At 71.3% G+C, this 25,572-nt stretch carries 26 protein-coding genes and 3 tRNA genes; 10 read left to right on the top strand and 19 right to left on the bottom strand.

The annotated features are described in order from the left end of the window. Window positions 1-5: 5 nt before the first annotated feature. On the bottom strand, window positions 6-1,571 hold the full coding sequence (locus BM085_RS30280) for a DAK2 domain-containing protein (RefSeq protein ID WP_093890274.1): 1,566 nt from the start codon (window positions 1,569-1,571) through the stop codon (window positions 6-8). A 198-nt stretch (window positions 1,572-1,769) separates the two neighbouring features. On the opposite strand from BM085_RS30280, the gene rpmB reads away from it, so the two are divergent. Together rpmB and BM085_RS30270 are read left to right on the top strand one after the other, a co-directional pair. Further along, a complete protein-coding gene (gene rpmB / locus BM085_RS30275) occupies window positions 1,770-1,955 on the top strand; it encodes a 50S ribosomal protein L28 (protein WP_012894387.1) in 186 nt (61 codons plus the stop codon). A 237-nt stretch (window positions 1,956-2,192) separates the two neighbouring features. Continuing rightward, window positions 2,193-2,786 carry a hypothetical protein gene (locus BM085_RS30270; protein ID WP_143121129.1) on the top strand — a complete coding sequence of 198 codons (594 nt, stop codon included), beginning with the start codon at window positions 2,193-2,195 and terminating at the stop codon, window positions 2,784-2,786. Between the two features lie 128 nt (window positions 2,787-2,914). On the opposite strand, the gene thiD is transcribed toward BM085_RS30270, so the two are convergent. The 3 genes from thiD to BM085_RS30255 all read right to left on the bottom strand — a co-directional run bounded on the left by thiD (window position 2,915) and on the right by BM085_RS30255 (window position 5,828). Further along, on the bottom strand, window positions 2,915-3,721 hold the full coding sequence (gene thiD / locus BM085_RS30265; protein ID WP_093890272.1) for a bifunctional hydroxymethylpyrimidine kinase/phosphomethylpyrimidine kinase: 807 nt from the start codon (window positions 3,719-3,721) through the stop codon (window positions 2,915-2,917). A 15-nt stretch (window positions 3,722-3,736) separates the two neighbouring features. Continuing rightward, entirely contained in the window at window positions 3,737-4,579 is an 843-nt protein-coding gene (locus BM085_RS30260; RefSeq protein WP_093890271.1) for a hypothetical protein, read from the bottom strand. 274 nt (window positions 4,580-4,853) lie between these two features. Then, window positions 4,854-5,828, bottom strand: a complete 975-nt coding sequence (locus BM085_RS30255) for a thiamine-phosphate kinase (protein ID WP_093890270.1) — start codon at window positions 5,826-5,828, stop codon at window positions 4,854-4,856. 51 nt (window positions 5,829-5,879) lie between these two features. On the opposite strand from BM085_RS30255, the gene BM085_RS30250 reads away from it, so the two are divergent. Together BM085_RS30250 and BM085_RS30245 are read left to right on the top strand one after the other, a co-directional pair. Further along, a complete protein-coding gene (locus BM085_RS30250) occupies window positions 5,880-6,113 on the top strand; it encodes an Lrp/AsnC family transcriptional regulator (RefSeq protein ID WP_031158603.1) in 234 nt (77 codons plus the stop codon). Between the two features lie 17 nt (window positions 6,114-6,130). Further along, window positions 6,131-6,568, top strand: a complete 438-nt coding sequence (locus BM085_RS30245) for a DUF3515 domain-containing protein (protein ID WP_031158601.1) — start codon at window positions 6,131-6,133, stop codon at window positions 6,566-6,568. Here BM085_RS30245 and BM085_RS30240 read toward each other — a convergent pair. The 4 genes from BM085_RS30240 to BM085_RS30225 are packed head-to-tail and all read right to left on the bottom strand — an operon-like array spanning window position 6,560 to window position 10,681. Continuing rightward, complete coding sequence (locus BM085_RS30240) at window positions 6,560-7,669, bottom strand: D-alanine--D-alanine ligase family protein (protein ID WP_093890269.1); 1,110 nt, start codon at window positions 7,667-7,669, stop codon at window positions 6,560-6,562. The genes BM085_RS30245 and BM085_RS30240 overlap by 9 nt on opposite strands. A gap of 53 nt (window positions 7,670-7,722) precedes the next feature. After that, window positions 7,723-8,940 carry a trans-sulfuration enzyme family protein gene (locus BM085_RS30235; RefSeq protein ID WP_093890268.1) on the bottom strand — a complete coding sequence of 406 codons (1,218 nt, stop codon included), beginning with the start codon at window positions 8,938-8,940 and terminating at the stop codon, window positions 7,723-7,725. After that, window positions 8,937-9,947, bottom strand: a complete 1,011-nt coding sequence (locus BM085_RS30230) for an NAD(P)H-dependent glycerol-3-phosphate dehydrogenase (RefSeq protein WP_093890267.1) — start codon at window positions 9,945-9,947, stop codon at window positions 8,937-8,939. Before BM085_RS30230 ends, BM085_RS30235 begins: the two co-directional genes overlap by 4 nt. A 20-nt stretch (window positions 9,948-9,967) precedes the next feature. After that, window positions 9,968-10,681: a lysophospholipid acyltransferase family protein gene (locus BM085_RS30225; RefSeq protein ID WP_093890266.1), complete on the bottom strand. Its 714-nt coding sequence runs from the start codon at window positions 10,679-10,681 to the stop codon at window positions 9,968-9,970. 66 nt (window positions 10,682-10,747) lie between these two features. Here BM085_RS30225 and cofC point away from each other — a divergent pair, with 66 nt between their 5' ends. Next, window positions 10,748-11,416 carry a 2-phospho-L-lactate guanylyltransferase gene (cofC, locus tag BM085_RS30220; RefSeq protein ID WP_093890265.1) on the top strand — a complete coding sequence of 223 codons (669 nt, stop codon included), beginning with the start codon at window positions 10,748-10,750 and terminating at the stop codon, window positions 11,414-11,416. 106 nt (window positions 11,417-11,522) lie between these two features. Here cofC and BM085_RS30215 read toward each other — a convergent pair whose 3' ends face one another. Beyond that, the gene (locus BM085_RS30215) at window positions 11,523-12,749 is read right to left on the bottom strand and encodes an MFS transporter (protein WP_245789780.1); all 1,227 of its coding nucleotides are present in this window, start codon (window positions 12,747-12,749) and stop codon (window positions 11,523-11,525) included. Window positions 12,750-12,816: 67 nt separating this feature from the next. Between BM085_RS30215 and BM085_RS30210 the strand changes: the two genes are divergently transcribed. Next, the gene (locus BM085_RS30210) at window positions 12,817-13,041 is read left to right on the top strand and encodes a hypothetical protein (protein WP_093890264.1); all 225 of its coding nucleotides are present in this window, start codon (window positions 12,817-12,819) and stop codon (window positions 13,039-13,041) included. A gap of 199 nt (window positions 13,042-13,240) precedes the next feature. On the opposite strand, the gene BM085_RS30205 is transcribed toward BM085_RS30210, so the two are convergent. The 4 genes from BM085_RS30205 to leuC form a co-directional block, all read right to left on the bottom strand. Further along, on the bottom strand, window positions 13,241-13,540 hold the full coding sequence (locus BM085_RS30205) for an HU family DNA-binding protein (RefSeq protein WP_012894400.1): 300 nt from the start codon (window positions 13,538-13,540) through the stop codon (window positions 13,241-13,243). A gap of 141 nt (window positions 13,541-13,681) precedes the next feature. Beyond that, window positions 13,682-13,936, bottom strand: coding sequence for an SCO5555 family protein (locus BM085_RS30200; protein WP_012894401.1), 255 nt, complete (start codon window positions 13,934-13,936; stop codon window positions 13,682-13,684). After that, window positions 13,915-14,502, bottom strand: coding sequence for a 3-isopropylmalate dehydratase small subunit (gene leuD, locus BM085_RS30195; protein WP_093890263.1), 588 nt, complete (start codon window positions 14,500-14,502; stop codon window positions 13,915-13,917). The genes BM085_RS30200 and leuD overlap by 22 nt, the downstream gene beginning before the upstream one ends. Before the next feature lie 12 nt (window positions 14,503-14,514). Beyond that, complete coding sequence (gene leuC / locus BM085_RS30190; protein ID WP_093890262.1) at window positions 14,515-15,894, bottom strand: 3-isopropylmalate dehydratase large subunit; 1,380 nt, start codon at window positions 15,892-15,894, stop codon at window positions 14,515-14,517. Between the two features lie 70 nt (window positions 15,895-15,964). Here leuC and BM085_RS30185 point away from each other — a divergent pair, with 70 nt between their 5' ends. After that, entirely contained in the window at window positions 15,965-16,681 is a 717-nt protein-coding gene (locus BM085_RS30185; RefSeq protein ID WP_031158580.1) for an IclR family transcriptional regulator, read from the top strand. Window positions 16,682-16,732: 51 nt separating this feature from the next. Continuing rightward, window positions 16,733-18,466: a hypothetical protein gene (locus BM085_RS30180; RefSeq protein WP_093890261.1), complete on the top strand. Its 1,734-nt coding sequence runs from the start codon at window positions 16,733-16,735 to the stop codon at window positions 18,464-18,466. Between the two features lie 155 nt (window positions 18,467-18,621). Here BM085_RS30180 and BM085_RS30175 read toward each other — a convergent pair whose 3' ends face one another. The 4 genes from BM085_RS30175 to BM085_RS30160 all read right to left on the bottom strand — a co-directional run bounded on the left by BM085_RS30175 (window position 18,622) and on the right by BM085_RS30160 (window position 20,023). Further along, on the bottom strand, window positions 18,622-19,614 hold the full coding sequence (locus tag BM085_RS30175; RefSeq protein ID WP_245789779.1) for a TlpA disulfide reductase family protein: 993 nt from the start codon (window positions 19,612-19,614) through the stop codon (window positions 18,622-18,624). 111 nt (window positions 19,615-19,725) lie between these two features. Further along, a tRNA-Glu gene (locus BM085_RS30170) sits at window positions 19,726-19,798 on the bottom strand. A gap of 15 nt (window positions 19,799-19,813) precedes the next feature. Continuing rightward, window positions 19,814-19,889 (bottom strand) — tRNA-Glu (locus tag BM085_RS30165). Window positions 19,890-19,951: 62 nt separating this feature from the next. Continuing rightward, window positions 19,952-20,023 (bottom strand) — tRNA-Gln (locus BM085_RS30160). A 174-nt stretch (window positions 20,024-20,197) separates the two neighbouring features. On the opposite strand from BM085_RS30160, the gene BM085_RS30155 reads away from it, so the two are divergent. Further along, window positions 20,198-22,177 (top strand): M3 family metallopeptidase, encoded by a 1,980-nt coding sequence (locus BM085_RS30155; RefSeq protein WP_093890259.1) that lies wholly within the window; start codon window positions 20,198-20,200, stop codon window positions 22,175-22,177. Window positions 22,178-22,393: 216 nt separating this feature from the next. Here BM085_RS30155 and BM085_RS30150 read toward each other — a convergent pair whose 3' ends face one another. Continuing rightward, window positions 22,394-22,930, bottom strand: coding sequence for a PadR family transcriptional regulator (locus tag BM085_RS30150; protein ID WP_093890258.1), 537 nt, complete (start codon window positions 22,928-22,930; stop codon window positions 22,394-22,396). A 55-nt stretch (window positions 22,931-22,985) separates the two neighbouring features. On the opposite strand from BM085_RS30150, the gene BM085_RS30145 reads away from it, so the two are divergent. Then, on the top strand, window positions 22,986-24,326 hold the full coding sequence (locus BM085_RS30145; protein WP_177245353.1) for an MATE family efflux transporter: 1,341 nt from the start codon (window positions 22,986-22,988) through the stop codon (window positions 24,324-24,326). Here BM085_RS30145 and gltX read toward each other — a convergent pair. Then, window positions 24,220-25,551 (bottom strand): glutamate--tRNA ligase, encoded by a 1,332-nt coding sequence (gltX, locus tag BM085_RS30140; RefSeq protein WP_245789784.1) that lies wholly within the window; start codon window positions 25,549-25,551, stop codon window positions 24,220-24,222. The two genes, BM085_RS30145 and gltX, sit on opposite strands and share 107 nt — an antisense overlap. Window positions 25,552-25,572 lie beyond the last annotated feature (21 nt).

Below are 25,572 nucleotides of genomic sequence, written 5' to 3'. Positions count from 1 at the left end.
AGAATTCACTCGACGCCGATGAGCAGCGGGTAGCCGCCCTGCCCGCCTTCGTACAGGACGACCTCGACGTCGGGCCGGATCCGGGCCAGATGGTCCTGCACGGCCCTGGCCAGCCCCTCCGGCGCGTTGACGCCTTCGAGCATGGTCACCAGCTCGCTGCTCGACGACACCATGCGACGGGTGACCTCCAGGGCGGTGCCCACGAGGTCGGCGCCGATCACCGCGGCGTCGCCGTCGATGACGCCCAGGACGTCTCCCGGCGCGGTCAGGCCCGCGCTCGTCATCACCTCGCGGTCGGCCACCCAGACGTGCCCGTGGCGGGTGTGCGCGGCGGCCTCGGTCATGGCCACCACGTCGTCGTCGAAGCGCCGCAGCGGATCGTGGACCGCCAGGGCCGCCAGGCCCTGCACCGAGGCTCTGGTGGGCAGCACGCTGACCACCAGGCCCTCTTCGCGGGCGATCTCGGCGGCGGCCGCCGCGACCTCGCGGGTCCCGCTGTCGTTGGGCAGCACCACGACCTCGGCCCCCGCCTCGCGGATGGCCGCGAGCACCGCCGCCAGGGGCGGACTGGAGCCGGGCTCCCTGCGGACCACCACGGCTCCCGACTGCTCGAACACGGCGCCCAGCGCGGGCCCGGCCGCCACGGCCACCACGCCGCGTCCCCGGGCCGCCGGGTGGGTCCGGCCGGAGGCGTCCAGGTAGGTCACCCTGATCCGGTGCGGCCGGCCCGCCCGCATGGCCGCCTCGATCGCCGCGCCCGCGTCGTCCACGTGGACGTGCACGTTCCACAGGCCGTCGCCGCCCACGACCACCAGGGAGTCGCCGAGGGCGTCCAGCTCGCGGCGGAGCGCGCCGACCGCCGCCTCGCCGGCGTCGAGCAGATACATGACCTCGTAGCCGGGGCCCTCCTCCGGCTCCGGGGGGACCCGGCGGGTCGGCGCCGGGATGTCGACCCGCTCGGTGTAGGAGTCGGTGACCACCGCGGCGAGGCTCTCCAGGATGATCGCCAGGCCCGCGCCGCCCGCGTCCACGACACCGCTCCGGGCGAGCACGTCGAGCTGGTCCGGAGTACGGCGGAGCGCGGAGCGCGCCTCGTCGGCCGCCCTCCTGGCCACCGAGGCGAGGTCTCCTGTCAGACCGCGCACCGCCCCGGCGACCGCGGTGAGCACGCTGAGCACCGTGCCCTCGACCGGCCGGGCCACCGCCTGGCGGGCCAGCTCGGCGGCCCTGACCAGGCCGAGCCCGAGATCGGCGCCCCGCCCCTCGGCCGTCCTGAGCACCTCGGCGAGGCCGCGCAGCGCCTGGCTGACGATGACGCCGGAGTTGCCCCGGGCACCGAGCAGCGCGCCCTGCGCGAGCGTCTGCCAGGTGGTCGCGGCGTCGGCGTCGCCCGGCAGCCCGTCGAGCGCCTTGGCCGCGGAGAGCATGGTCAGGTGCAGGTTGGTGCCGGTGTCGCCGTCGGGGACGGGGAAGACGTTGAGCGCGTCGATCTCCTCGCGCGCCTTCCCCAGCGTCTCCGCGGCCAGCCGCGACCACTGCCGGACCGCGGGCGGGTCGAGAACCTGCAGCATGCCTGCCCCTCGCCCTTCCCGGATACGCTACGGTTGCCTCTGGAGATTATCCCCGTTCGACCAGTCATGGCGGCCCGTGTTGGCATGCATGGCCGGACATCGGATATCCTCGTGTGGCCAGCCGGTTGTCCCGGCGTGCCCGATGACCGCCCGCTAGTGCGGCGGATCGAGCCTCTCGACTGATATAAGGAGCGAACCGTGGCTTCCGTCTGCGACGTTTGCGCTAAGAAGCCGACCTTCGGCAACAACGTCTCCCACTCGCACCGCCGCACCCGCCGCCGCTGGAACCCGAACATCCAGCCCGTGCGCGCAGTGGTGAACGGCACGCCGAAGCGGCTGAACGTGTGCACCTCCTGCATCAAGGCCGGCAAGGTCACCCGCTAGTCGAACTTCCGCGCAGCCCGCCGTCCCCGTCCAGGGGACGGCGGGCTGTCGCTTTCCCGGGATCCCGCCGCCCCTCCACGGCCCCCTTCCCGAGGTCCCACCGATCTCCCTCGGTCGCCTTCCCGGACCCCACCGATGATTTCCATCGGTGGGGTCCGGCCGGTCTCTCGCAGTCTCCGCAGACCGATTTTCCGGGTCTCCGGGAAATCGCCATCCCCGATAGCTAGTGTCCGATAAATGAGCACTCCTCACGGGCCACTGGAGTTGAGCGTCGGCGCGAGCACCGGCGCGAAGATCGGTGTCGCGCTCTTCGCCATCCCCTTCATCGGCGTCCCGCTGTTCGTGATCTCCAGAGTCGTGCGCGCCGACGAGCTGTTCTCCGAGCGCCTCTCGCTCGGCCTCTCGTTCCTCTCCGCGCTGGTGCCCCTCGCGGTCATGGTGGTCTTCCTCGTCAACGCCCTGGGCACCTTCCGCCTCCGGGCGGTGCTGACGGGGAGCGTCCTGGAGGTCCGCCAGACGTTCACGACGCGCAGGGCGGACCTCGCCCGGGCCACCGTCTGGTTGGACTCCTCCCCCGAGTACTTGGACGCCGGTCAGGGCCGCCGCCCGACCGGCCGCCGGATCCCCCACCTGTACGCCCAGGAGCAGGGCGGCGCCAGGGTCCGGATCCGCCTGCGCACGGCGGGTGGGTTCCTGCCGCCGCACGAGCTGGTGGCCCTGGCCGACGCCGTCGAGTCGGGTCGGCGGACCGGCCCGGAGGCCGAGCGGGCCTCCCAGGCGGCCGACCTGCTCCGGCGCCTGGGCACCGACCCCATCACCAGGATCCTCTAGACCGCCGTACGGCCGCGTCATCGGCGCCGGGAGCGTGGAGGCTGAGACCCCGGAGGGGGCGCGGCGGCATCCGGCGGCGGCACAGCGCACCCGGCGGTCCTCCGCCGGTCAGCCGCCTGCCGCCGGTGTCATGGCCGAGTGCGCCAGGCGTGGTCCACCGGGCCGATGCCCCGTCCCAGCGGGAACCCGTGGGCGATCGCGCCCGTGACGTACGCCTTGGCCTTCTCCACCGCCGCCGGGACGTCCTCACCGAGCGCCAGGTAGGAGGCGATCGCCGAGGCGAGGGTGCAGCCGGTGCCGTGGGTGTGACGGTTGTCGTGGCGCTCGGCGGTGAAGCGGAACTCCCGGGTGCCGTCGGTCAGCAGGTCCACCGGGGCGCCGGGCAGGTGACCGCCCTTGATCAGCGCCCAGGTGGGGCCCAGCTCCAGGATCGCGTCGGCGGCGCGGCGCAGGTCTCTCTCATCCTCGACCTTCACCCCGGTGAGCTGCGAGACCTCCCAGAGGTTGGGGGTGACCACGGTGGCCGTACGCAGCAGGAGCGACTTCACCGTGTCCACCGCCTCGGGGGCGAGCAGCGCGTCACCGTGTTTGGAGACTCCCACCGGGTCCACCACGACCGGCGCGTCCACCCCGGCCAGCACCTCGGCGACCGTCTCCACCAGGACGGGCGAGGCCAGCATCCCGGTCTTGATCGCCTGGGCGCCGATGTCGCCGAGCACCGAGTCGAGCTGGGCGCGCACCGCTTCCGGGGGAAGCTCCCAGTAACCCTGCACACCCAGCGAGTTCTGGGCGGTCACCGCGGCGATCACGCTCATGCCGTACACGCCCAGGGCCATCATGGTCTTCAGGTCGGCTTGGATGCCCGCGCCCCCGCCGGAGTCGGAGCCGGCGACGGTCAGCACACGGGGAGGGGTCAAATCGGTCATGTCTCCCATCCAACCAGCTTCCTCTCAGATGACCGCACACTCTCCCACCGCGCTCCGGCAGGTCCGCGGGGCCTGCGCCCGGCCGTACGCGGTGAAGGTGATGGCCAGGCTCTCACCGGCCTCAAGGTCCCTGCCCGGTTCGAGCACCAGGGTGTCACCGTCCTGCGTCCAGCCGGCCCCGGTCACCGAGTCGACCTCGCCGCCGACCGGCAGGCTCAGCGCCAGAGCGGTGACCTTCTCGCCCGCGGTGACGGTGAGCTTGGCCGTGTACACCTCCTCCTTCTCCTGCACGACGCCGAAGTCGACCGTGACGGCCGCGCCGCCGGCGGCCGGGGCGTCGGGGGGCTCCGGGACGGAGGTCTGGGAGGGCTGCGGGACCGGGGGCTGGGTGGTGGCCTGGGGGGGCGTCGGGTCCTGCTGCCCGGTGTCGGTGATGAGCGACTTGCCGGTCGTGCTCGGCTCGGTCTCCGGCTCCCGGGTGGGCCGCGCCGGCTCGGTGCGCCGGGGGGCGCGCGTGGCCTTCGGCGTCGGCGTGGGGGTGCTGGAGGTGCGGCCGCTCTGCTGACGGGTGACCGCCGGCGTGGGGACGGGGGTGGCCTTGTCCTTCTCCGCCCGCTCGGGCTCCCCGCTCGACGTGGGCTCCCCGGTCTGGTCCGCCGGGTCGGTCAGGCCGGTCGGGTAGGACTCCGATCCGCCCGGCGTCTCCGCCGCGCACCCGCCGGGCGGGCAGTCGGCGCTCGACCCCGCCGGGCCGCCCAGCACCTGGACGCCGGCCACGGTCCCGCCGAGCACCACGGCCACGGCCGCGACGGCCAGCAGCACGGTTCTGATCCGCCTGCCGGGCCTGCGCTTCTCGTCGGGCCACACCGGGTCGGACAGATCAGACGGATCCGACCACCCCGACCCCAGGAATCCGGTCCGGGGTTCGGTGACCGCCGACTCCTCGGGACGGAGCCGGCGCCCGATCGGCTCGTCGCGATAGTCAGGCTCCGGAGTGGGCTCCGGTTCACGTTTCCCCCGGCTGCGGGGGGCGTCTTGTTCATGTCCACCGTGGCGGCCCATGTTGCCCCTTTCTCTAGGGAGTTTCGGCCGCCCATCTTCATACCAGTTTAATAACCGTTTGTCGCAAATTTAACTGATGTCACATGAGTGGGAAACGCCACTCCGAGAAGTGATCCCAGCCGCCGCGGCCCATCGGACGGCCCGTGACCTGCACACCCTCGCCGTCGATCACCTGGCCGACCACGGTCCACGCCGGCGGGAGCCGTACCCCCGCCGGGAAGGTCGCGGCGAGGGCGTGGTCCTCCCCTCCGGAGAGCATCCACTCCAGCGGGTCCGCGCCGAGGAGCCGGGCGGCCTCCGCCAGCAGGGGATGGACGGCGAAGGACTCCGGGGCCAGCACGATGCCGGTCCGGCTGGCCTTCGCGACGTGCCCCAGGTCCTGGAACAGGCCGTCGCTGACGTCGAGCATCGAGGTCGCGCCGAGCGCGGCCGCCTCCGGCCCGCGGGCGTAGGGCGGCTCCGGGCGGCGGTGGGCGTCGACCAGCTCCGCCGGCTCCGTCCGGCCGCCGTGCAGCAGCGCGAGCCCGGCGGCGGCGTGCCCGAGCCGACCGGCCACCGCCACCACGTCGCCCGGACGCGCCCCCGAGCGCGTGACCGGCGCCCGCCCGCCCAGGTCTCCCATGGCGGTGACAGCGATCACCACCAGGTCGCATCGGGTGATGTCGCCACCCACCACGCTGGCGCCGACAAGGTCGCACTCGTCGCGGAAGCCGTCGGTGAGATCGTCCAGCCAGCCGGTGGCCGCCTCGGGGGGCAGGCCGAGACCGACCACGATGCCGGTGGGATCGGCCCCCATGGCCACGACGTCGGACAGATTCTGCGCTGCGGCTTTACGACCGATGTCGTACCCACTGGACCAATCGCGACGAAAGTGCCTACCCTCGATCAATAAGTCCGTCGTCACGACGACCCGGCCATCAGGAGCGCTCACCACAGCGGCATCGTCCCCGGGACCGAGCAATACCGCCCCACCTTGGGGCAGGCGTCCAGTAATACGTGCAACAACTCCGAATTCGCCGAGATCTCCGACTGTGATGACACACCTCCCGTTCATCACAGGGTACGGTGGCCCTTCGGCACTGATCCAATCGCCCGGGAGGACGTTATGGTGCAGGCCTACATCCTTATCCAGACCGAGGTCGGCAAGGCGGCGAACGTGGCCGGGGAGATCTCCGGGATCTCCGGCGTCACGCAGGCCGAGGACGTCACCGGCCCCTACGACGTGATCGTCCGTGCCGAGGCACGGAACGTGGATGAGCTGGGCAAACTTGTCGTGGCTCAGATTCAGGCGGTCGCGGGGATCACACGTACTCTTACGTGTCCCATCGTCCATATCTGATTCTTCAGGAACATGTGATGTCACTCCGGTTCGCTCGTTGGACGGGGTACGCCTGTGCCCTGCTGATCCTGGCGGGATGCAGTAGTACGGTCCGGGTGGATCCACCCACCCCGGAGGGGGCGGCCGCCGCCGCGTGCAGGACACTCGGCGAGCGGCTCCCACAGCGGCTCGACGGCGTCGCCCGGGTGGAGACCACCCCGGCGTCGCCGTACGTCGCGGTGTGGGGGGAGGCCGGGATCGCGCTGCGCTGCGGGGTGCCCCGCCCGGCGACGATGGCGGCCACCGACCAGGTGCCCGAGATCGACGGGGTGGCCTGGTTCTCCGACCCCGCCAGGCCGCTGCTGTTCACCTCGGTCGGCAGGGAGGCCTACGTGGAGGTGACGATCTCCCGGCAGCACACCCCGGAGAACGTCCTCGTCGAGCTCGCGGCCCCGATCAAGGCGGCGCTACCGTAGGCCGGGCGAGCGGTGCAGCGCCAGCTGGATCAGCCGCTCGACCAGCTCGGCGTAGGACAGCCCGGTGGCGGCCCACAGCTGCGGCGCGACCGACATCGCGGTGAAGCCCGGCATCGTGTTGATCTCGTTGAGGATCAGCCGGCCGTCGGCGGTGTAGAAGAAGTCGACCCGGGACAGGCCCTCGCAGCCCAGTGCCTCGAACGCGCGGACGGCCATCGCCCGCAGGTTCTCGGCCACGTCGGCGGGGATGTCGGCGGGCACGGACAGGGACATGTCGTCGCCGATGTATTTGGCCTCGAAGTCGAAGAACTCATGGTCGCCACGGACCTGCACCTCGCCGGGCACGCTGGCCCGCGCGGCCTCGTCGCCCGGCGACTCCAGCACCGCGCACTCGATCTCGCGGCCCACGATCGCGGCCTCGACCAGCACCTTGGGGTCGTGCTCGCGGGCGGACTCGACGGCCCGCTCCAGCTCCTCCAGGTCGTGGGCCTTGGAGATGCCCTGGCTCGACCCGGCGCGGGCCGGCTTGACGAAGACCGGCCAGCCGAGCTCCTGGACCTCCTTGAGGACCCGGTCGCGGTCGGTCCGCCAGTCACGGTCACGGATCACCACGTAGGGGCCGACGGGCAGGCCCGAGGCGGCGAGGACCATCTTCATGTAGGCCTTGTCCATGCCGACCGCGCTGGCCAGCACCCCGGAGCCGACGTAGCGGACCCCGGCCATCTCCAGCAGGCCCTGGATCGTGCCGTCCTCGGCGAACGGCCCGTGCATCACGGGGAAGACCACGTCCACCTGGCCGAGCTCGACCGGGATGCTGCCGGCGTCGTAGGCCACCAGCGAGCCGTCGCCGGACGGCAGCGCCAGGCCCGTGCCCTGGACGTCGACGGACGGCAGCTCGTCGCCCTCGATCGCGTAACGCTGGTCGCCCGAGGCGAGCACCCACCGTCCGTCCTGGGCGATCCCGATGGGGACCACCTCGTACTTGGACCGGTCGATGGCCCCCAGCACGCTTCCGGCTCCAAGGATGGAGACGGCGTGCTCGGAGTTACGGCCACCGAAGACGATTGCGACCCTCGGCCGGGTTTCGTGCTGCTCGCTCATGATGACCGAATCTACCCTCTCTGGGGGGTCAATCCGCCTGTCAGACGCGCCTATCAGGCCGATTCGGGAAGAGAGTCGAGAGCCTGGGTCACGTCCACGATGAGATCCTCGGCGTCCTCCAGGCCGATGGAGAAGCGGACGGCCGCCTCGTCGATCCCGGAGGCGTCACCGGGCCGGCCGTGACCGGCCGAGGCCAGGTGCGTGGCCTTGGTGCGGGTGCCGCCGGCGGAGGTGGCGATCGAGGCGAGCTTGAGGGCGTCGATCAGCGCCATGCCCGCCCCGTAGCCGCCGCGCGGGGTGATCGTCACGCAGGCCCCGTACCTGGTGCCCTCGGGGCCGGAGTCGAACAGGTGCCTGGCGAGCTGGTGGCCGGGGTGACCGGGCAGGCCGGGATAGTCGACCCGGCGGACGGCGGGGTGCTTGGCCACGGCCGCGGCGAACACCATCGCGGTGGCGCACATCCGGCGCACCCGCAGCGGCAGGGTCTCCAGCCCCCGGCGGAGCAGGAACGCGTCGTCCGGGGAGAGCGTGCCCCCGATGTCGACGCTGACCTCCCGGAGCCGGGCGATCAGGTCGGGCCGGCCGACCACGACACCGCCCGCGCAGTCGTCGTGGCCGCCGAGGTAGCGGGCCGCGGAGTGGATCACCATGTCGGCGCCGTGTTCGAGGGGACGGCACACGACCGGGGTGGCGAAGGTGGAGTCGACCACCAGCAGCGCCCCGGCCCGGCGGGCGATCCGGTAGAGGCCGCGGATGTCGGAGACGGCCGTCGTGGGATTGGACAGCGTCTCGGCATAGATGATCTTCGTGGTGGGCCGGATCGCCGCCTGCGCCAGGGCGAGGTCGCCGTAGTTCACGAATCCGGCCTCGACCCCGAACCGGGACAGCACGTTGGTGATCAGCGAGCGGGTCGCGCCGTACAGCGGGGTCGGGGCCACGATGTGCGCGCCCGCGCGCAGGAACGTCATCAGGACCGCGCTGACCGCGGCCATCCCCGACGCGAACGCCTGCCCGGCGACGTCCTCGGGCGCCGCGGCGCCCTCCAGCGAGGCCACCGCCGCGGCGAAGGCGGCGGCGGTGGGGTTCTCGATCCGGCCGTGGGCGGAGCCCTTGGCCTCGAAGAGCTCGGCGTGCCGGGCGGAGTCGGCGGAGCTCCACGCGGAGCTGCGCCACACCGGGAGGCCGAGGGGGGCCTGCTGCGGCGTCTGCGGGGCGGGCAGGTGCACCGATCGGGTGTTCTCGCCCTGCCGTCTGCGGGCGCGTCGGTTCACACGCCGTACCGTTCGGGCTTGGGGGTGCGCGACATCAGCAGCATGGCGGCCTCGCTGGGGGGCATCCCGTCATGGACGACGGCCACCACCACCTCGGTGATCGGCATCTCCACATCGTGCTTTCTGGCCAGTTCCAGGACTGACTCGCAGGACTTGACTCCCTCGGCAGTCTGCTTCGTCGCGGCGATGACCTCGGCCAGGGTCATGCCCTGACCAAGATTCTTACCGAAGGTACGGTTGCGGGACAATGGGGAGGTGCAGGTCGCTATGAGATCGCCCATCCCGGCGAGGCCGGCGAAGGTGTGCGGGTCCGCGCCGAGCACCGCGCCCAACCGGGAGATCTCGGCCAGCCCGCGCGTCATCAGCATCGCCCCGACGTTGTCGCCGAGTCCCATCCCAGCCGCGACGCCGACCGCAAGGGCGATCACGTTCTTGACCGCCCCGCCGAGCTCCACCCCCACCACGTCGGGGTTGGTGTAGGGGCGGAACCACGGCGGCAGGTGGCAGGCCTCCTGGAGCCGTTCCATGGCCCGCTCGTCGGTGCAGGCGACCACGGTCGCGGCGGGCTGGCCCCGGATGATCTCGCCCACCAGGTTGGGGCCCGACACCACCGCGACCCGCTCCTGAGGCACCTCGGCGACCTCGCAGATCACCTCGCTCATCCGCTTGGTGGTGCCCAGCTCGATGCCCTTCATCAGGCTGACCAGCACCGCGCCGGACGGCAGGTGCGGTTTCCAGCCGATCAGGTTGGACCGCAGCGTCTGGGAGGGGACCGCCAGCACCACGAAGTCGGCGCCGTCGAGCGCCTCTGCGGGGTCGGTCGTGGCCCGCAGGGTCTCCGGCAGCGTCGCGCCGGGCAGGTAGTCGGGGTTCTCGTGGCGGCGGTCGATCGCCTCCACGACCTCCGGGCGCCTGCCCCACAGGGTCGTCTCCGTGCCCGCCCCTGCCATGATCATCGCAAAGGTGGTGCCCCACGATCCTGTGCCGAATACAGCCGCCTTGGTCATTTCATCACCGTACGCCGAAGTCAGTTGTCGGAAGGTTTCTTGAACGGCGCATCGGGCGCCTTCTCCTCGCGTAACTCAGCGAGCAGGGCGGTGATCGCCGCCATGATGTCGACGGTCGCCTCGCGCAGGACGTCGGCGTGGAGCTCCTGCCCCTGGTACTTCGACAGGTCGACCGGCGGCCCGGTCAGCACGCTGAAGGTCTTGCGGGGGAGGAGCCGGGGCCTCTTGCTCCCGTAGGGGAGGATCTCCTGCGCGCCCCAGTGGGCCACCGGGATCACCGGCGCGCCGCTGGCCAGGGCCAGCCGGGCCGCCCCGGTCTTGCCCTCCATGGGCCAGAATCGGGGGTCGCGGGTGCAGGTGCCCTCGGGGTAGAACAGCACGCACGCCCCGTCGGCGAGCCTCCGCTCGGACTCCCTGAGCGAGCGGATCGCCTCGGCGCTCCCCCGGTAGACCGGGATGGCCATCAGCGACTTCACCATGTGCCCGAGCAGCGGCACGGAGAAGAGTCCCGACTTGGCCAGGATCGTCGGCCAGCGTCCGTTGCTGTAGAGGTAGTGCGACAGCAGGATGGGGTCCAGCCAGGAGAGGTGGTTGGTCACCAGGATGATCCCGCCGGTCCGGGGCAGGCGGTCGGCCCGGCGCCAGTCCTTCGTGACCAGGAGCCACGCCAGCGGCCTGACGATCGCGACCGCCACGGCGACCCAGAACCGGGAAGGCCATCCAGGGCGTCTCATAGCTCCTCCATGTAAGCGCGATGCGCCCTAAGTGTCCCGGTTGACTCTGTGGGATGTCGAGGCGGGATGCTTAAGGCTATGCCTGCTTCGGAGAGCTCCGGCTGGACCCTCGTCGTCCCCGTCAAGACATTGGTCGCCGCCAAGACACGGTTGTCGGAGGCGGCGGGCCCGCACCGGGCCGCGCTCGCCGTGGCGATCGCCTGCGACACCGTCGAAGCCGCGCTGAGCTGCGTGATCGTCGCGCGGATCGTGGTGGTGACGGGCGACCCCCTGGCGGCCCGGGCGCTCGGCGGGGTGGGCGCCCACGTGGTGGGCGACCCGGAGGCGGGGCTGAACGCGGCGCTGCGGCACGGGGCGCGGGAGGCGGTACGGCTGGCGCCCGGCGACGCCGTCGGCGCGCTCCAGGCCGACCTGCCCGCCCTCCGCCCGGCGGAGCTGGCGCTCGTGCTGACCGCGGCCGCCGAGTTCGAGCAGGCGTTCCTGCCGGACGCCGCCGACGTCGGCACGACCTTCTACGGCGTACGGCCCGGCGTCCCGTTCACCCCGGGGTTCGGCGGCGAGTCACGCGACCGCCACCTGCGGCGTGGCGCGAAGGAGCTCTGCCTGGACGGGATCGACTCGGTCCGCAGGGACGTGGACACCCCCGACGACCTGCGGGCGGCCCTGGCCCTCGGCCTGGGGCCCCGCACCCTGGCGATGGTGGAGAGGATCAGAGGAGGATTCCCCTCTCCGTGACACCGGCGGTCAGTGCCCCCGCGTGTGCCTCCCCGCGTCCGGCGACGGCAGGTCCGCCCCGGGCATGGAGATCGTCATTCGCGCCCGGCCTCCGTCGCCGGGGAGGCTAGAGGCTCAGGATCCTCCGGTAGGTCAGAACCGGAAGGTGGGCGAGAGTGATGCCGGCCGCGCCGATCCAGATGGTGGCGTGCGCGCCGGACCACTCCCCCAGCACCCCGCCGAGCAGGCCGCCGATCGGCGCCGCGCCCCACATCAGGAAGCGCATGCTGGCGTTCATCCGGCCGAGCAGGTGCTCCGGCGTGATCCGCTGGCGGTAGCTGAGCTGGTTGATGCCGAACACCCCGGCGCCCATGCCGCTCAGCGCGCAGCCGAGCGGGAACAGCACCAGCAGCCGGCCCTCGGCGGCCAGCGGTGCGATCAAGATGGCCAGCGCGGCCACGGCGGCTCCGCCGTACATGGCCCGGCCGGCTCCGAAGCGGGCCGCGACGCGTGGAGCCAGCACCGCGCCGGCCAGTGAGCCGACGGCGCCGCCGGACAGCAGCAGTCCGTAGATCGCCGGGTTCACGTGGAGGACCTTGACCATGAAGATCGGCTGGGCGACGGCCCAGATTCCGTTGGACAGCATGGTGAGCGCGCCGAGCACGGCGATGCGCCGGAGCAGCGGGTGGCCCACGACGTAGCGGACCCCCTCGGCGATCTCCTCCCTGAGCCTGCGGCGCTCCACGGCCGGTGTGGCCGTCTCCTCCGCGCGGACCCCGCCGAGCAGCAGCGCCGAGACCAGGTAGCTGATCGCGTCGGCGAGCAGGGCGATCGGCGCGGTGACCGCGTGCACCAGCCAGCCGCCCAGCGCCGGGCCCGACAGCACCGCGGTGTTGCGCAGCGTCTCCAGGGTGCCGTTCCCCTTGAGCAGGTCGTCCCTGCCGACCAGCGAGGGCAGGAAACTCATGTGCGCGACGTCGAAGAAGACCGTGCCGAGGCCCATGAGCAGCGCGACCGCGTAGAGGTGGGGCAGGGTCAGCGCGTCCAGGACGACCGCGAGCGGGACCGACAGCAGCGCGACGCCGCGCAGCAGGTCGCTCCAGATCAGGATCGGACGGCGGCGCAGCCGGTCCACCCACACGCCCGCGGGCAGCCCGATGAACAGGAAGGCGGCCAGTTCGGCCGCGGTCAGCACGCCGACCTGGAAGAAGCTCGCGTCGAGAGTGAGCACCGCCACCAGCGGCAGGGCGACGACCGTGATCTGGGTTCCGAACTGGCTGATCGCATCGGCTCCCAGGAAGAGCCGGAACGACCGGTCCCGCCACATCCCGGTGCCGCTGTCCACAGTGCGCATGAACAGGGATCGTGGCGGTCCCGCACGGAACGGGTCAAAGCCTTTTCCGAAGGGCTACGCTGATCGGGTGCAGGCGACGGTGCGGACCTTTGACCCGGCGACCAGGTCGGGGACGGTGTTCCTGGACGACGGGACCGAGATCCCGTACGGCACCGCGGCGTTCGACGCCGGGCCGCTGCGGCTGCTCCGCTCGGGCCAGCGGGTGAACATCATCGTGGACGGCGACCGCGTCACCTACATCACGCTCTCGACCTTCCCGGTGCCCGGCAGGCCCGCGGGCCCCCAACCCTGACGCCCCGCACAGCGCGCCCTCCCCGGACGCGCCTGCCCGGTCACCCCCGGTCGGGCCGGTCGGCCCCGGTCAGCCCCCTGGCTTCACCGGTCAGGCCGAACGTCCCCCGACCGCGCCGGTCAGGCCGGTGGCCGGTCGGCTCCGGATACGCCGGACGCCCGGACTCCCTCACGGGAATCCGGGCCGCCCATGCGGAGCCCTACTTTTTCTTCGCGGCCTTCTTTCCCTCCACGTTGACGAGCTCCTTGAAGTCCGATCCGGGCCGGAACTTCGGCCCCCAGCTCTCGGCGACCTTGATCTCGGCGCCGGTCGAAGGGTTCCGGGCCGTGCGAGCGGGCTTGTGCACCATCTCGAAGGCGCCGAAGCCCGTGATCGAGACCTTGTCCCCGCTGGCGACAGCTTTCTGAATGGCGTCGAGCACCGCGTTCACGGCCTCGGTGGCTGTCTTCTTGTCGCCCACCCGATCCGCGATCGCGTCGACGAGTTCCTTCTTGTTCATAAAGTTGCTCCCCCTGTTACCGATGTCTGGGAGTGGGTCATGAGGCAGAAAACCCGTCTCACCCGATTTGTCACGGCCCGGGGTCTCAACAGAACGAGAAACCCCTTGCCCGCTTGAAATTAAGGGACGGAGCCTTGCGACTCAATCACCTTCCGCAATGTTTCCAGCACTCGGCGTATCTGAAACCAGAGCATCAAGGTCTAGAAGGAATAAATCAAGACGCCCCGCTGCATGGCTGAGATCACGCTTGGCGACATCACAGATGGAGAGCAGGCGCCTGCTCAGGCGCTCCCTCTGCGGGAGGGACACGGGCAGCACGCGGACGCGGCGGTGCGCCTCGCGCAGCCGCCACGCCAGCTCGTCTTCTGAACGCGTCAGACGGTCGTCGGCAGCCATGGCTGCCGCCCATTCTCGTACACCGCGACGGCATCGGCATTACGCAGGGTCAGCCCGATGTCGTCCAGCCCTTCCATCAGCCGCCAGCGCGTGTAGTCGTCGATCTCGAATCCGGCGATCTCCCCGGCCCAGCGAACCTGGCGTTCCCCCAGGTCAACCGTGATTTCCAGAGTGGGATCGGCCTCCACGGCCGACTGCAGGGCCTCGACGACGCCGGCCGGCAGGACAACCGGCAGCAAGCCCATCTTGGTGGAATTATTACGGAAGATATCGCCGAAACGAGCCGCGATCACGACGCGGAAGCCGTACTGCTGCAGGGCCCAGACGGCGTGCTCGCGTGAGGAGCCGGTGCCGAAGTCGGGTCCGGAGACGAGGATCGAGGCGCCCTCGTGGACGGGGTCGTTCAGGACGAAGGCCGGGTCCTCGCGCCAGGCCGAGAACAGGCCCTTCTCGAATCCGGTCCGGCTGACCTGCTTGAGCCAGACCGCCGGGATGATCTGGTCGGTGTCCACGTTGCTGCGGCGCAGCGGCACGGCCCGGCCGGTGTGGGTGGTGAAAGCTTCCATGATCGGGATCTCCTAGACCAGGTCGGCGGGCGCGGTCAGTTTGCCGGTGACGGCGGTCGCTGCGGCGACCTGCGGGGAGACCAGGTGGGTACGGCCGCCCTTGCCCTGACGTCCCTCGAAGTTGCGGTTGGAGGTCGACGCGCTGCGCTCGCCGGGGGCGAGCGTGTCGGGGTTCATGCCCAGGCACATCGAGCAGCCCGCCTCGCGCCACTCGGCGCCCGCGGCCTTGAACACCTCGTGCAGCCCCTCCTGCTCGGCCTGGAGCTTGACCAGCATCGAGCCGGGGACGATGAGCGTGCGGGTGACGACCTGGCGGCCGCGCAGCACCTCCGCCACGGCCCGCAGGTCCTCCAGCCGCCCGTTGGTGCAGGAGCCGACGAAGACCGTGTCCACCGCGACGTCGCGGAGCGGGGTGCCCGCGGTCAGGCCCATGTATTCCAGCGCGCGCTCGGCCGCGGCCGGGTCGTCGGTGTCCTGCGGGGCCGGCACCGCCGACCCCAGCGGAGCGCCCTGGCCCGGGTTCGTGCCCCAGGTGACGAACGGGGTCAGCGTCGTGGCGTCGATCTCCACGACCGTGTCGAAGACGGCGTCCTCGTCGGTGGTCAGGGACTTCCAGTATTCGACCGCGGCGTCCCAGTCGGCGCCGGCCGGCGCGTGGGGGCGGCCCTTGAGGTAGTCGAACGTGGTCTCGTCCGGAGCGATCATGCCCGCCCGGGCGCCCGCCTCGATGGACATGTTGCAGACGGTCATCCGGCCCTCCATGGAGAGCTCGCGGATGGCCTCGCCGCGGTATTCGACGATGTAGCCCTGGCCGCCACCGGTGCCGATCTTGGCGATGATCGCCAGGATCAGGTCCTTGGCCGTGACACCGGCCGGCAGCTCGCCGGAGACCTCGATGGCCATCGTCCTGGGCCGGTATGCGGGCAGCGTCTGGGTGGCCAGCACGTGCTCCACCTCGGAGGTGCCGATGCCGAAGGCGATGCCCCCGAAGGCGCCGTGGGTGGAGGTGTGAGAATCGCCACAGACGATCGTCATGCCCGGCTGGGTGAGGCCGAACTGCGGCCCGATGATGTGCACGACGCCCTGGCCCGCGTCACCCATCGGGTGCAGCCGGACGCCGAACTCGGCGCAGTTCTTGCGCAGCGTCTCGACCTGGGTGCGCGACACCGGGTCCTTGATCGGACCGAGCAGGGTCGGGACGTTGTGGTCCTCGGTGGCGATCGTGAGTTCGGGACGCCGGACGGGGCGTCCCGCCATGCGCAGGCCGTCGAACGCCTGCGGGCTGGTCACCTCGTGAATGAGGTGAAGGTCGATGTAGAGCAGATCGGGTTCTCCGTCGGCACGTCGCACGACGTGCTGCTCCCAGACCTTCTCCGCCAGCGTGCGGCCCATGTCGCCTCCTTGCGATCGCTATTCCGCACCCCACTTGCTTTCTCATATGTCGAGACGGCAGTATCGGTGTATGGACAACTCTAGCGGAGTCGGCGTACTCGACAAGGCCGTGCTCGTGCTCAATGCCCTTGAAGCCGGTCCGGCGTCCCTCGCGCAGCTCGTCCAGGCCACCGGCCTGGCACGCCCCACCGCCCACCGGCTCGCCGTCGCGCTGGAGCACCACCGCATCGTCTCCCGCGACACGCAGGGCCGATTCGTGCTGGGCCCGCGGTTGTCGGAGTTGTCCACGGCGGCCGGAGAGGACAGGTTGCTGGCCGTCGCCTCGCCGGTGCTGATCCAGCTCCGGGACCTTACGGGAGAAAGTGCACAACTTTACCGTCGGCAGGGGGACGAGCGGGTGTGCGTGGCGGCCGCCGAGCGTTCCAGCGGGCTGCGCGACACCGTCCCGGTCGGCGCCGCCCTGCCGATGCTCGCCGGATCGGCGGCGCAGATCCTGCTGGCCTGGGAGGAGCCGGACCGCCTCCACCGGGGACTGCGCGGGGCCAAGTTCACCGCGGCCACGCTGGCGAGCGTCCGGCGCAGGGGCTGGGCGCACAGCGTCGGCGAGCGCGAGCAGGGTGTGGCCAGCGTCTCGGCGCCGATCCGGGGCTCGGGCGGCAAGGTCGTCGCCGCGGTCTCGGTCTCCGGTCCGATCGAGCGCCTCACCCGCACTCCGGGCAGGCTGCACGCCGCCCCCGTGGTCACCGCCGCCGAGCGGATCACCGAGACGATGCGACGGGCCAACTGAACCGTGCGATATGGGGAGGCGAGCACCCTTGCGGCCCCCTAGGCTGGGGAGGTGACAGATCGCATCGAGGCAGCCGCGGCTGAACTGCGTCCCCTGCTCCAAGAATTCATCCTCTGGGCGCGCGAGAACGCACCCGGCAGCGACTCCAACCTGGTCGGCTCGGTGGTCCTGTGGCACCGGCTGATCGCCTCCGACAACGTCGGTCGGTGGAAGCGGGCCGATCTGCGCACGGTGCTCCTCGACCGGATGCCGCAGGTGGTGGAGGACCCGGACGCCGCCGCCGACGGCATGGTGCCCGCGGTCCGCGCCTATCTGACGTTCCTGTCGGAGACGGACCGGCTGGCCAAGGGCTCCTCCTCGCTCAAGGAGCTGCTCGCCGAGCTCGACGACCTCGAGGACGACTTCGTCGACGCGATGGAGGACATCGTCGTCGACCAGGACGAATACGAGGACGACGAGGAGGACGAGGGGCTGGGTGACTTCGAGCCGTTCGCGGACGAGCTCGCCGAGCTGCCGACGATCCGGCTCCGCCCCGACGCCGAGCTGGCCGCGGCGACCCGGGCGGCGACTCTGATCACCAAGGCCCGCGACCTCGCGGTCTGGGTCGGCTCCGAGCGCCGGGTGGGCGAGACGAGCCTGCTGACCGACGCCGAGATCACCGAGGCCCTGGCCGCTCTGGGACTGCCCGCGCCCACGGCGGGCGGCAAGGCGCTGGCCGACTCCGTGCCCGCGCTCTGGAACATCTGGAACCTCGCGATCGACCTGGACTTCCTCCAGCCCGAGGGCGAAGACACCGTCAGCGCCGACGCCGACACCGCCGACTGGCCCTTCGAGGAGGACGACGACGCCCTCGACGTCTGGATGGCCGGCCTGCACTCGATCGACTACGGCGATCCGGAGCTCGAGGACGAGGAGGCCACGATCGCCCTGTCGGGGCTGACCCGGGCGCTGCTGGTCCGGGTGCTCCTGGCCACCGGCTCCAAGCCGCTGGCCGAGCTCCGCACCGAGCTGGCGGAGGCCGCCGCCGAATACGACGAGCGGGGCGCCGAGGCCTGGGCCGCCGCCACCGCGCAGTACGGCGACCCGCTCAACCCCGTGCTCGACTGGCTGGCCGGCTACGGCATGGTCGAGGTCGAGCACGACCAGGTACGGCTGACACCGCTCGGCATGGAGGGCGTGGTCCACCTGACCGACGACGCCGACATCGAGCTGGACGCCCGGCCCGCCATCGACGCGATGACGGCCCTGGACCTGCTCTCCTTCAGCGCGGAGCTGCCCGAGGAGGAGGCGGACGCCGAGTTCGCCGCCTGGATGGAGCTGCGCGAGCCCGACCGGGCCGCCAAGGAGCTGCTGGAGGCCGCGGCCGAGGACGACGCGGACGCCCTGGTCCGGGTCCAGGCGGCCAGCATGGTCGGCTCGCTCGGCGAGGTGGCCGTGCCCGCCTGGCAGGACGCCCTGGACGAGCCGTCCCTGCGCCCCTACGCGGCCACCCACCTGGCCCAGCTCGGCGTCGACGACGCTCCCCCGCCCACCCAGGCCGACACCCACTGGCTGATCCTCGACATGCTGACCATCTCGGCCGGCCTCGGCCGGCCGGAGTTCGTCAGCAGCCTCGACGACATCGGCAACGTGCCGAACCTGGTCAACCTGCTCGACGTGATCTGGAAGGTGCCGCACCCGCATCTGGAGGAGCTGCTGGAGGCGATCGGCAAGGCCCACCCGGACAAGCAGGTGGGCAAGGCCGCCAAGCGGGCCCTGTTCAAGGCCCGCTCCACCCACAACTGACGGGTGGATGAGGACGCGCGGGGCACGGACCGCCCCGCGCGTCTCACGACCACGGCGTCCACGGCCCAAGCCCGCGAGGTCCCCCGCTCACTGGGGAGCCGGCACCGGGGCCGGCAGGAGGGTGATCGGCTACGCCGGCCGTACCGGGAGGTCGTTCAGCGGGTGTCCTCGTGCCAGTCGGACAGCGGACGGTAGATCGCGACACCGCTGTCCTCCAGCTCCTGGCGGAGCTTGAAATACTCCTCGCCGAACGGGTCCACCCCGTTGAGCGGCATCAGGCCGCGGCGGATGGCCAGGTCGTGCGGGGCCAGCTCGGCGGCCCGGGCGAGATGCCGCTCGGCGGCCGCCCCGCGGTCGTCGCGGAACAGCCACGCCGCCAGCCGTCCGTGCAGCCGGGCCAGGCGCTCGTCGTCGGTGGGGGCGCGCAGTTCCCGGAGGGCCGTCCCGGCGTCGCCGTCGATCACCCACCGGCGCAGGGCCGCGGTGGCGCGCTCGGAGGACAGGCCGTTCATCGACCGGAAGGTGTCGGTGGCGGTCATGGTGTCCTGCGGCCGGGCGATCCGGCCCTCCTCGTCGATCCAGACCACGGTCGGCACGTTGATCACGTTGTAGAGCTCGGCGATCCGTCCGTCCGCGTCGATCACGGCCGGGTGGGTGACGTCCGCGAGCCACTCCCGCGCGTCCCGCGGGTCGCGGTCGAGAGAGACGCTGACCACGCTGAACCCGTGCCCTCCGAGCTCCCGGTGCAGGGCCTCCCAGGCGGGCAGGTCATAGCGGCAGCCGCACCAGGAGGCCCAGAAGACCAGCGCGACCTTGGTGCCGCGCAGGCCGGCGAGCGGCCCGAACTCCGGGGCCCGGCCGAGGGTGGGCTCGACCGGCTCGCCGACCGCCACCACGTCCTCGTCCGGGTCGGCCACCACCTGCCTGCCGAGCAGCCCGGCGAACCTCACCAGATCCACGCCCTCCTCGGTCTCCGCGGCGGCGGCGCGGAACGACGGGATGCACGCGTCTCCCCTGCACCAGCCGTGCGGCTTGCGCTCCCAGCCGAGGATCGGCACCCCGTGCGGCACGACCAATCCGTCGATCTTCTCCTCGTGCCCGTCGGCGAGCAAGGTGATCATCTTCAGCCCTCTATTGGATAGTGTCACTCTCCAATTATTGGACAGTAGAGCTATCCAAGCAAGGGGGATACCGGAAAGATGCGGTCCGAAGAAACAGAAAACCCCCGGAAGCCTGTGCTTCCGGGGGTTTCACCCATGTAGCCCCGACCGGATTCGAACCGGCGCTACCGCCTTGAGAGGGCGGCGTCCTAGGCCACTAGACGACGGAGCCTTGCAGAGATGACAGTGGTAGTCCCGACCGGATTCGAACCGGCGCTACCGCCTTGAGAGGGCGGCGTCCTGGGCCACTAGACGACGGGACCCTACACACTGTCGTCGGATTCGGGGGGAACCGAATCCGCAGCATCTCTTGAAAGAGATGCAGCTGGGGTACCAGGACTCGAACCTAGAACAACTGAACCAGAATCAGCCGTGTTGCCAATTACACCATACCCCACCGCGCTTGACCCCCTTGCGGGACTCTTTGGCGACTCCGAAAGAATAGCCCAGGTTGGGGGTCAAGGCCAAAACGATTGGCGGCGACCGGATCCCCCTGGCGGCGGAGTGCACCCGAGGGTCCGTTATGTAACGCTGCTTTCGGAGACCCGTCCGCATGTGAGGAGCCCGAGCCTTGGCTGAGAACCCGTTCTTCTCCCCCAGCACGTTGCCCTACAAGTTGCCCGACTTCGCCGAGATCCGGGAGGAGCACTACCTGCCCGCGTTCGAGCGCGGCATGACCGAACAGCTGCAGGAGGTCGAGGCGATCGCCGGCGACCCCGGCCCGGCGACGTTCGCCAACACGGTCGAGGCCCTGGAACGCTCGGGCCAGATCCTGAAACGGGCGGCGACGGTGTTCATGAGCATCGCCTCCTCCGACGCCACCGACGGCATCCGGGAGATCGAGACCGAGATCCTCCCCAAGCTGACCAAGCACGGCGACGCCATCCACCTCAACCGCGCCCTCTACGAGCGGATCAAGCAGGTCGCCACCGAGGACCCGGAGGAGGCGTGGCTGCTGGAGAAGTACCGCGTGGACTTCGTCCGGGCCGGCGCCGACCTGTCCGAGGCCGACCAGGAGCGGCTCAAGGAGCTCAACGAGGAGCTGACCAAGGTCGCCACCACCTTCTCGCAGAACCTGCTGAGGGCCTCCACCGACTCCGCGCTGGTCGTCGAGGACGTCAAGGAGCTCGACGGGCTCTCCGAGAGCGCGATCAAGGCGATCGAGAAGGACGGCAAGTACGTCCTGCCGCTGCTCAACTTCACCAACCAGCCCGCCCTGGCCGAGCTGACCGACCGGCAGACCCGCAGGAAGCTGTACGAGCTGTCGGTGAACCGGGCGCCGGAGAACTTCGACCTGGCCGTCAGGCTGGCGACGCTCCGCGCCGAGCGGGCCGCCCTGCTCGGCTACCCCACTCACGCCGCCTACTCCGTCGCCGACCAGACGGCCAAGACCACCGACGCCGTCGAGGAGATGCTCGGCAAGCTGGTGGGCCCGGCGGTGGCCAACGCCCGCCGCGAGGCCGAGCTGCTGAGCGAGCAGGCCGGCTTCCCCATCGAGGCGTGGGACTGGTCGTTCTACGCGGAGAAGGTGCGCAAGGCGCGCTACGACTTCGACGGCTCCGAGCTGCGCCCCTACTTCGAGCTGGACCGGGTGCTGCGGGACGGCGTCTTCCACGCCGCCGGCGAGCTGTACGGGATCACCTTCGCCGACCGGGACGACCTGGCCGGCTACCACCCGGACGTACGGGTCTTCGAGGTGTTCAACGCCGACGGCTCGCAGCTCGGCCTGTTCGTGTTCGACCCCTACGCCCGGCCGACCAAGCGCGGCGGCGCGTGGATGAACAACCTCGTGGACCAGTCGCACCTGTTCGGCGAGCTGCCCGTGGTGATGAACAACCTCAACGTCACCAAGCCCGCCGAGGGCCCGACCCTGCTGACCTTCGACGAGGTCAACACCGCCTTCCACGAGTTCGGCCACGCCCTGCACGGGCTGTTCTCCGACGTCCGCTTCCCCCGGGTCTCCGGCACCGAGGTGCCGCGTGACTTCGTGGAGTACCCCTCACAGGTCAACGAGATGTGGGCGACCTGGCCGTCGGTCCTCGCCAACTTCGCCAGGCACCACGAGACCGGGGAGCCGGTTCCGGCGGAGCTGCTGGAGAAGATGAAGGCCGCCGAGAAGTTCAACCAGGGCTTCGCGACCGTGGAGTATCTCGCCGCGGCGCTGCTCGACTGGGCCTGGCACAAGCTGGCCCCCGGCGAGACCGTCGAGGACGCCGAGGCGTTCGAGGCCGCGGCCCTGGAGCGCGCGGGGATCGCCTTCGACCTGGTCCGCACGCGCTACCGGACCAACTACTTCGCCCACATCTTCTCCAGCGGCACGGGCGGCTACAGCGCCGGCTACTACTCCTACATCTGGAGCGAGGTGCTGGACGCCGAGAGCGTCGAGTGGTTCAAGGAGAACGACGGCCTCAAGCGCGGCAACGGCGACCACTTCCGGTCCGCCCTGCTGTCGGTCGGCGGCTCCATGGACGTGATGGCCGCCTTCCGCAACTTCCGCGGCCGCGACCCGCGCATCGAGCCCCTGCTGGAGCGCCGCGGCCTGCTGACCTGACCCCTCCCCCCGGCCGGGGCTGAGACGCCCCCAGCCCGGCCGGGGGCTCCGGGCCGTCACCGGCGGGCATCCGCCCGCCGGCCCGCCCTCCACCACGGCCTGGCGGCCCGCCGGGCACCCGGTCCACGCTCCTGGACCGGCACCCAGGTCCCCGGACGGGCTCCACCCGTCAAACCCCCGGGATCGGCACCCCAGCCCCCGGGCGGGCTCCGTCCGTCAGGAGTCCAGTTCGGCGACGGCCTCTCTGAGCCATCGCCTCTCGGCGTCGCCGGTCGCGCGGGCGACCAGGAGCATACCCCGGTGGAAGGGGTCGGAGACCTCCTCGGCCCGCAGCGGCCTGCCGTCCCGGTAGAAGAAGCTGGCGGGGGCCTCCAGGAAGTCGAGGCGGCGGCGGAGCACCCGGGCCCGGTCCGCGCGGCCGGGGAGCTGGGACAGGAAGGTCAGCAGGCCGAAGAAGCGGGTCTGATCGCTGATGTCGAGGTCGGCGGGCTCCCGGAGCCGTCGTAGGAGCTCCGCCCGCCCGGCCTCGGTCAGGGTGAGGACCTGACGGCGGGCCGCGCCCGCCCCCTCCTCCTCGTGCCGCTCCACGAGCCCGGCCCGCTCCAGCCGGGTGATCGCCGGATAGAGGGCACCGTCGCTGACCGGGCGGAGATGGCCGCTCAACTCCAGGATCCGGGCCTTGAGCTCGTAACCGTGCATCGGCCCCTCCCCGAGGAGGCCGAGGATCGACAGGGTCAGGTCGCCGCTTGCCATGGAAGCATCGTATCGCTATACCTCTAAACGAGCTAACTCTAAAAGAGGTACAAATATGCGACTGATCCGCCTCGCCCTGCCCGTCTACGTGGAGTTGCTGACCGCCGTGGTCGCGGTCGGCCTGATCGACCTGCTCTGGGTCTCCGGCCTGGGCAGCCAGGCCGTGGCCGCGGTGACGGTGGCGACCACCACCGAATACCTCGCCCTGGGCGTCATCCTCGCCGTCCAGACCGGCACGACCGTCCTGGTCGGCCGGCGCGACGGCAGGGAACCGATCACACCGGTGATCCGTACGGCATGGCTGCTCTGGGCGGCGGTCAGCCTGGCGGTGGCCGTCCCCGGGGTACTGCTCCGCGAGCCGCTCGCCCGGCTCTTCACCGGTGACGCCGTGACGGCCGGCCTGACCGCCGACTTCTACCTGATCTCACTGGCCGGGCTCCCGGTCTTCTTCGCCCAGTCGCTGACCGACGGGATCTTCAAGGGACGCGGCGACACCACGACCCCGATGCGCACCGCCCTGCTCTGCAACGCGCTGGTGATCGTCCTCGACCCGCTGTTCATCTACGGGCTCGACCTCGGCGTGCCGGGTGCCGCAGCGGCGACCGTGCTGGCCCGGACGGTCACGCTCGCCGTCGCGCTGCCCCTTCTCTCCCGGCGGACGCCCCGCGACCGTCCGGCGCGCGCGAACCGCGCCGACGCCGTGGCCATCGTCCGCACCGGCCTGCCCATGGCCGGGGACTTCCTGGCCAGGTCCCTCGCCGGTATGGTCCTGGTGGAGGTGGTCGGCGGGTTCGGCGTCGTGGCGCTGGCGGGCTACGGCATCGGGACGAAGATCATGCTGGCCGGGGTGATGGCCTTCTACGCGCTCCGCCAGGCCGCCATGATCCGGACGGCCCGCTCCGGCGACGCGGGACCCGCCCTCGGGTACGGCCTGGCGGCGGGCCTGGCCGTCGCCGCGGCGCTCAACGCCCTCGCCGTGCCCGCGGCGAACCTGTTCACCGGTGACCCGGCGGTGGCCGCCGAGGCCGCGGGCTTCCTGCACTGGATGACGCTCTACCTGGTCCCGTTCGGCGGGCTGATCTCCGTCGGCGGGGTGCTCCAGGCGAGCGGGAAGGGGAGCAGGCTGCTCACCGCCACCCTGGCGGGTTTCGCGCTCCAGCTCCCTGTCGCCTACGCGCTCGGCGCCGCGCTCGGCCTCACCGGCGTCTGGCTGGCGATGGCGGCCGGAGCCGCCCTCACGCTCGCGCTCGTCGCGGGGCCCGGCCTGCCGGGCCCCGTCCGGGCGCGCCTCAGCCCTGGAGCCTGGCGAGGGCGGCGCGGATCCGGTCCATCGAACGCTCCCGGCCGAGCGCCTCGATCGACTCGAACAGCGGCAGGCCGACGGTCCGGCCGGTGACGGCCACCCGTACCGGGGCCTGGGCCTTGCCGAGCTTGAGGCCGTGCTCGGCGCCGACCTCCTCCAGCGCGCTCTTGAGCGACTCGGAGTCCATGTTGACCTTCTCAAGGCGGGCGAGGTAGCCGGTGAGGATCTCCACCGCGGCGTTCTTCATGGCCTTGTCCCACGACGCCTGGTCGAAGACGGGCTCGTCCAGGAAGAGGAAGTCCACGTTCGCGGTGATCTCGGACAGGACCGCGATCCGGGTCTGGGCGAGCTCGGCGACCTTGGCGAAGGTCCCCCGGTCCCAGCTCGGGTCCAGCCACGGCTCGCAGCGGGCGACGAAGGTGTCGAGCGGCAGCGCCCGGATGTATTCGCCGTTGAAGGCGCGGAGCTTCTTCTCGTCGAAGAAGGCCGGGGACGGGTTGACGCTGCCCAGGTCGAACAGCGGCACCATCTCGGCCCAGGGCATGATCTCCCGGTCGTCACCCGGCCCCCAGCCGAGCAGCATCAGGTAGTTGACCATGGCCTCGGCCAGGTAGCCCTCCTCGCGGTAGGACTCCAGGGCGACCTTGTCGCGGCGCTTGGACAGCTTCTGGCGCTTGTCGTTGACGATGACCGGCACGTGCGCCCAGATGGGCGGGGCGACGCCCAGCGCCTCCCAGAGCAGCTGCTGCTTGGGCGTGTTGGACAGGTGCTCCTCGGCGCGGACCACGTGGCTGATCCGCATCTCGATGTCGTCCACCACGTTGGCCAGCACGAACAGCGGGGAGCCGTCGGCACGCGCGACGACGAAGTCCTCCATCGCCTCGTTGGGGAACTCGACCGTGCCGCGGACCAGGTCCTGGACCACGGTGACGCCGTCGTCCGGGGTGCGGAAGCGGACCGCCCCCTCGGTCAGGCCCCGGTCGCGGCAGAAGCCGTCGTAGCCCTTGTGCTCCGAGCCGGTGCGGGCCTTCACCTCGTCGCGGGTGCAGGTGCAGTAGTAGGCGCGGCCGCCGGCGACCAGCTTGGCCACCGCCTCCCGGTGCTGCTCCTCGTAGGCCGACTGGAAGTAGGGGCCCTCGAAGAACGGACTGTCGCCGTTGATGCCGATCCAGGCCAGCGCCGAGATGATGCCCTCGGTCCACTCGGGCCGGTTGCGGGCGGCGTCGGTGTCCTCGATGCGCAGCACGAACGTGCCACCGGACTGCTCGGCCAGCGCCCAGTTGAACAGCGCCGAACGGGCGCCGCCGACGTGGAACATGCCGGTGGGGGAGGGAGCGAA

The sequence above is a fragment of the Streptosporangium canum genome (assembly GCF_900113865.1).
Taxonomy (GTDB): domain Bacteria; phylum Actinomycetota; class Actinomycetes; order Streptosporangiales; family Streptosporangiaceae; genus Streptosporangium; species Streptosporangium canum.
This window is presented reverse-complemented; position numbering and strand designations above follow the sequence as displayed.

Coding starts and splice junctions, on each gene's coding strand:
- BM085_RS30280 (WP_093890274.1), bottom strand. CDS start 1,571: ATGCTGCAGGTTCTCGACCCGCCCGCGGTCCGGCAGTGGTCGCGGCTG.
- BM085_RS30270 (WP_143121129.1), top strand. CDS start 2,193: ATGAGCACTCCTCACGGGCCACTGGAGTTGAGCGTCGGCGCGAGCACC.
- thiD (WP_093890272.1), bottom strand. CDS start 3,721: ATGGGAGACATGACCGATTTGACCCCTCCCCGTGTGCTGACCGTCGCC.
- BM085_RS30255 (WP_093890270.1), bottom strand. CDS start 5,828: ATGAACGGGAGGTGTGTCATCACAGTCGGAGATCTCGGCGAATTCGGA.
- BM085_RS30250 (WP_031158603.1), top strand. CDS start 5,880: ATGGTGCAGGCCTACATCCTTATCCAGACCGAGGTCGGCAAGGCGGCG.
- BM085_RS30245 (WP_031158601.1), top strand. CDS start 6,131: ATGTCACTCCGGTTCGCTCGTTGGACGGGGTACGCCTGTGCCCTGCTG.
- BM085_RS30240 (WP_093890269.1), bottom strand. CDS start 7,669: ATGAGCGAGCAGCACGAAACCCGGCCGAGGGTCGCAATCGTCTTCGGT.
- BM085_RS30230 (WP_093890267.1), bottom strand. CDS start 9,947: ATGACCAAGGCGGCTGTATTCGGCACAGGATCGTGGGGCACCACCTTT.
- BM085_RS30225 (WP_093890266.1), bottom strand. CDS start 10,681: ATGAGACGCCCTGGATGGCCTTCCCGGTTCTGGGTCGCCGTGGCGGTC.
- cofC (WP_093890265.1), top strand. CDS start 10,748: ATGCTTAAGGCTATGCCTGCTTCGGAGAGCTCCGGCTGGACCCTCGTC.
- BM085_RS30215 (WP_245789780.1), bottom strand. CDS start 12,749: ATGCGCACTGTGGACAGCGGCACCGGGATGTGGCGGGACCGGTCGTTC.
- BM085_RS30205 (WP_012894400.1), bottom strand. CDS start 13,540: ATGAACAAGAAGGAACTCGTCGACGCGATCGCGGATCGGGTGGGCGAC.
- BM085_RS30200 (WP_012894401.1), bottom strand. CDS start 13,936: ATGGCTGCCGACGACCGTCTGACGCGTTCAGAAGACGAGCTGGCGTGG.
- leuD (WP_093890263.1), bottom strand. CDS start 14,502: ATGGAAGCTTTCACCACCCACACCGGCCGGGCCGTGCCGCTGCGCCGC.
- leuC (WP_093890262.1), bottom strand. CDS start 15,894: ATGGGCCGCACGCTGGCGGAGAAGGTCTGGGAGCAGCACGTCGTGCGA.
- BM085_RS30185 (WP_031158580.1), top strand. CDS start 15,965: ATGGACAACTCTAGCGGAGTCGGCGTACTCGACAAGGCCGTGCTCGTG.
- BM085_RS30150 (WP_093890258.1), bottom strand. CDS start 22,930: ATGGCAAGCGGCGACCTGACCCTGTCGATCCTCGGCCTCCTCGGGGAG.
- BM085_RS30145 (WP_177245353.1), top strand. CDS start 22,986: ATGCGACTGATCCGCCTCGCCCTGCCCGTCTACGTGGAGTTGCTGACC.
- gltX (WP_245789784.1), bottom strand. CDS start 25,551: ATGTTCCACGTCGGCGGCGCCCGTTCGGCGCTGTTCAACTGGGCGCTG.